This window comes from Pseudomonas endophytica (assembly GCF_001411475.1).
In the GTDB taxonomy this organism is placed as follows: Bacteria; Pseudomonadota; Gammaproteobacteria; order Pseudomonadales; family Pseudomonadaceae; genus Aquipseudomonas; species Aquipseudomonas endophytica.
This window is the reverse complement of sequence record NZ_LLWH01000104.1, coordinates 1-4,003: the sequence shown is the minus strand read 5'-3', so window position 1 is coordinate 4,003 and position 4,003 is coordinate 1. Positions and strand designations below refer to the sequence as shown.

General features: G+C 58.5%; 4 protein-coding genes. All 4 read right to left on the bottom strand.

From position 1 onward, the window contains the following. Positions 1-1,426 (bottom strand): malate synthase G (locus AQS70_RS08165; protein ID WP_055102353.1); only part of this gene is annotated, 1,426 nt, incomplete at its 3' end. Positions 1,427-1,768: 342 nt separating this feature from the next. After that, positions 1,769-2,656 carry an EamA family transporter RarD gene (gene rarD, locus AQS70_RS08160; RefSeq protein WP_055102352.1) on the bottom strand — a complete coding sequence of 296 codons (888 nt, stop codon included), beginning with the start codon at positions 2,654-2,656 and terminating at the stop codon, positions 1,769-1,771. Positions 2,657-2,692: 36 nt separating this feature from the next. Beyond that, on the bottom strand, positions 2,693-3,667 hold the full coding sequence (locus tag AQS70_RS08155) for a serine/threonine protein kinase (protein ID WP_055102351.1): 975 nt from the start codon (positions 3,665-3,667) through the stop codon (positions 2,693-2,695). Positions 3,668-3,915: 248 nt separating this feature from the next. Then, positions 3,916-4,003: IS3 family transposase (locus tag AQS70_RS23605; protein WP_156355072.1), on the bottom strand; the 88-nt coding region annotated here is incomplete at its 5' end.

The window sequence follows — 4,003 nt, the reverse complement described above, 5'->3', positions numbered from 1 at the left end:
CCACCGGCCCGGCCTGCGTCGAGGTGTGTATGTCGTCTCCGGTACGGTCCAAGAAGCCAGTGTTGATGAACACCACGCGCTCGCTGGCGGCTTTGATGCACGCCTTGAGGTTGACGGTGGTGCGGCGCTCTTCGTCCATGATCCCGACTTTAAGCGTGTTGCGCTCAAGCTTGAGCACATCTTCGATACGTCCAAACAGCTCGTTGGTGAACGCCGCTTCTTCCGCGCCGTGCATTTTCGGTTTAACGATGTAGACCGAACCGGTACGGCTGTTTTTACGCGAGGTTTGACCGTTGATGCTGTGGATCGCCGCCAAGCTGGTCAGCAGGCCGTCGAGGATACCTTCGGGGACTTCGTTGCCGTCTTTGTCGAGGATGGCGTCGATGGTCATCAGGTGGCCCACGTTACGCACGAACAATAGCGAACGGCCATGCAGGCTGACGGTATCGCCATTGGGCGCGGTGTACTCGCGATCCGGGTTCATGGTGCGGGTGAACGTTTCGCCACCTTTGCTGACTTGCTCGCTTAGGTCGCCCTTCATCAGGCCGAGCCAGTTGCGGTAGATCAGCACTTTGTCATCGGCATCGACCGCGGCGACGGAGTCTTCGCAGTCCATGATGGTGGTCAGGGCGGCTTCCATCAGCACGTCTTTAACGCCCGCCGCGTCGGTTTTACCGATTGGGCTGCTGGCGTCGATCTGGATTTCAAAGTGCAAACCGTTGTGTTTGAGCAGTACTGCGCTTGGGGCTGACGCCGCCCCTTGGTAACCCACCAGTTGCGCGGTGTCGCGCAGGCCCGAGTAGGCGCCGTTTTTGAGGGTGACCTGCAACGCGCCATCAACCACGGTGTAGGCGCTGGCGTCTACGTGCGAGCCATCGGCCAGCGGTGCCGCTTGGTCGAGGAAGTCGCGAGCGAAAGCGATAACCTTGTCGCCGCGCACTTGGTTGTAGCCTTTGCCTTTTTCGGCGCCATCGGCTTCGCTGATGGCATCGGTGCCGTACAGCGCGTCATAGAGCGAGCCCCAGCGGGCGTTCGACGCGTTAAGGGCAAAGCGCGCATTCATCACCGGTACCACCAACTGTGGGCCAGCCATGCGGGCTATTTCGTCATCGACGTTTTGCGTCGTTGCCTGGAAATCTGCGGCTTCTGGCTGCAGATACCCAATGTCTTGGAGGAAGGCTTTGTAAGCCACGGCGTCATGGGCCTTGCCGGCCTGAGCCTGGTGCCAGGCGTCAATGCGCGCCTGCAAATCATCGCGTTTGGCGAGCAGTGCTTTGTTCTTGGGCGCCAGATCATGGATGACCTTATCGGCACCGGCCCAGAACTGGTCGGCGTTGAGGCCGGTACCGGGGATTGCTTCGTTGTTGACGAAGTCGAACAGGACTTTGGCGACCTGCAGGCCACCGACTTGAACGTGTTCAGTCATTGCTTGCCTCACTCATTATTATTTAAAGCCTGGAGCGCTTCTCAAAACACCGCCTAAGCGGGTTTGTATGGGGGTAAAGCAGACGCCTTGACCGACCTTGTTGCCAATCATGTAGTGGTCGCCGAGGCATACTACATGATCACTTGCCGATGTAAAAATCAGACTATAGACGTCGTTCTGCGACTTTTCAGTAGCGGTCAGTCACGTAGGAGAACAGGATGTTCTCAAGAAATGAGTGGGTTGTTCCAGATAATTCTAAAAACAGTACACAATTTGTGTGGGAGGCGTGCTAATTGTCTGTGGGGCCGGACGGGCTCCCACAGGCATAAATAGTCTTTTAAATCAGGCTTTTCGGCGCAGGCTAAGCCAAGCGTCGATGCTGTACACCGCCAGACCGGCCCAGATGAACATGAAGGCGATCAAGGTGCTGTCGGACAAGTGTTCACCAAACATCGTAATCGCCAAGATCAACACGATCGTGGGGGCGATGTACTGCATAAAGCCGATGGTGGTGTAAGGCAAATGCCGGGTGGCCGCGTTGAAGCAGATCAACGGGACCAGCGTGGCTGGGCCTGCGATCACCAGCAGCCAAGCTTCGGGGGTGGCCCAGAAGTCGGCGTGGGCGCTGTTGGCTTCCGGGTGCAGCAGCAACCAGCCCAGTGCGATGGGCACCAACAGCCACGTTTCGACCACCAACCCCGGCAATGCCTTGACTGGCGCTTGCTTGCGGATCAGCCCGTAAAATCCAAACGTCAACGCCAACACCAGTGACACCCACGGCAAGCTACCGGCTTGCCACACTTGCTCGGCGACGCCGATGGCCGCCAGCCCCACGGCAACCCATTGCAGACGGCGCAGACGCTCACCCAGCAGTAACATCCCGAGCAATACGTTGACCAGCGGGTTGATGTAGTAACCGAGGCTGGCTTCGAGCATGCGATCGTTGTTCACCGCCCACACATAGGTCAGCCAGTTGACCGCGATCAGTAGCCCGCTGCCTGCCAGCACGGCGATGCGTTTGGGGTGGTCGCGCAGCTCTTGCCACCAGCCTGGGTGTTTCCACACCAGTAACAATAAAGAGCCAAACAACGCAGACCAGAGCACCCGGCTGACGATAATTTCCACAGCGGGCACGCTGCTGAGCAGTTTGAAATAGAGGGGGAACAGCCCCCAGATGACATAGGCACTGAGACCTAAAATGTACCCGCGACGCGGGTTGGCGGCTTGCATGCAGGATCCTTGGTTGGGCAGTTGACAGGGTGGGTTTTAAAATAACTTCAACGGTTCTTCATTGAGGGCAGAAAGCTGTTCACGCAATGCCAGCACTTGGTCGCCCCAATACCGCTCGCTGCCAAACCACGGGAAACTGTGCGGGAAGGCTGGGTCGTCCCAGCGCCGCGCCAACCAAGCGCTGTAGTGCATCAGGCGCAAGGCGCGCAGCGGTTCGATCAGGGCCAGTTCACGCGGATTGAAGTCGTGGAACTCGCTGTAGCCGTCCATCAACTCGGACAGTTGGCCTAAGCATTCTTGGCGATCACCGGCCAGCATCATCCACAGGTCTTGCACCGCTGGGCCCATGCGGCAGTCGTCGAGGTCGACGATGTGGAACACCTCGTCGCGGCACATCATGTTGCCGGGGTGACAGTCGCCGTGCATACGAATGTTGCTGTGCGGGGTGGCGGCATACACGTCTTCGACGCGCTTGAGCAGGTCACGCGCCACCGACTCGTAAGCGGGTAGCAGGCTGCGTGGGATGAAGTTGCCTTCGAGCAAGGTAGTGAGCGAGTTATGGCCGAAATTTTTCACGGCCAAGGCTTCGCGGTGTTCAAACGGCTTGGTGGCGCCCACCGCATGCAAGCGGCCGAGCAACTGGCCAAGACGGTACAGTTGATCGAGGTTGCCCGGCTCAGGTGCGCGGCCACCGCGACGCGGGAACAGGGTGAAGCGAAAGCCTTGGTGCTCAAACAAACTGTGGCCGTTGTGAATGATCGGCGCCACGACCGGCACTTCACAGTCGGCCAGCTCGAAGGTGAAGCGGTGTTCCTCGAGGATGGCTTCGTTGGTCCAGCGCTGTGGCCGGTAGAACTTAGCGATGAGTGGCTGCGAGCCTTCGATACCGACTTGGTACACGCGGTTTTCGTAGCTGTTAAGGGCGAGCACGCGGGCATCGCTCAGGAAACCAATGCTTTCGACGGCGTCGAGCACCAGGTCAGGGGTAAGCGTTGCGAACGGATGAGACATACTGACTCCTGCGCGCAGCAGGCTGCCGCGTCCGGCCGAGCATGTTAACGCAGACTGCACACACAATCTCGGTAGGAGCGCAATTGCGATCTGTTAAAGATCAAAAGATCGCAGCCTGCGGCAGCTCCTACGCGGGATATTTGTCTGCTAACACACCCTGTGTAAAAACGGCTGGCAGTCGTACCACCCTCGCGCACGGTGTTTGGGTGCCTCTGTGTTTTTGGACTGCCCCCCAAAAGTTGGACAGGTTAGCTAGCAATCTGCGCAGCCCGGGTCCTGTACTCCACAGGGCTTAGGTTGTTGAGCGTCAGTTTGATGCGGTGATGGTTGTAATAG

Bases quoted from the DNA above. Each gene is read 5' to 3' on its own strand.
- AQS70_RS08155 (WP_055102351.1), bottom strand. From the start codon at position 3,667: ATGTCTCATCCGTTCGCAACGCTTACCCCTGACCTGGTGCTCGACGCC.
- rarD (WP_055102352.1), bottom strand. From the start codon at position 2,656: ATGCAAGCCGCCAACCCGCGTCGCGGGTACATTTTAGGTCTCAGTGCC.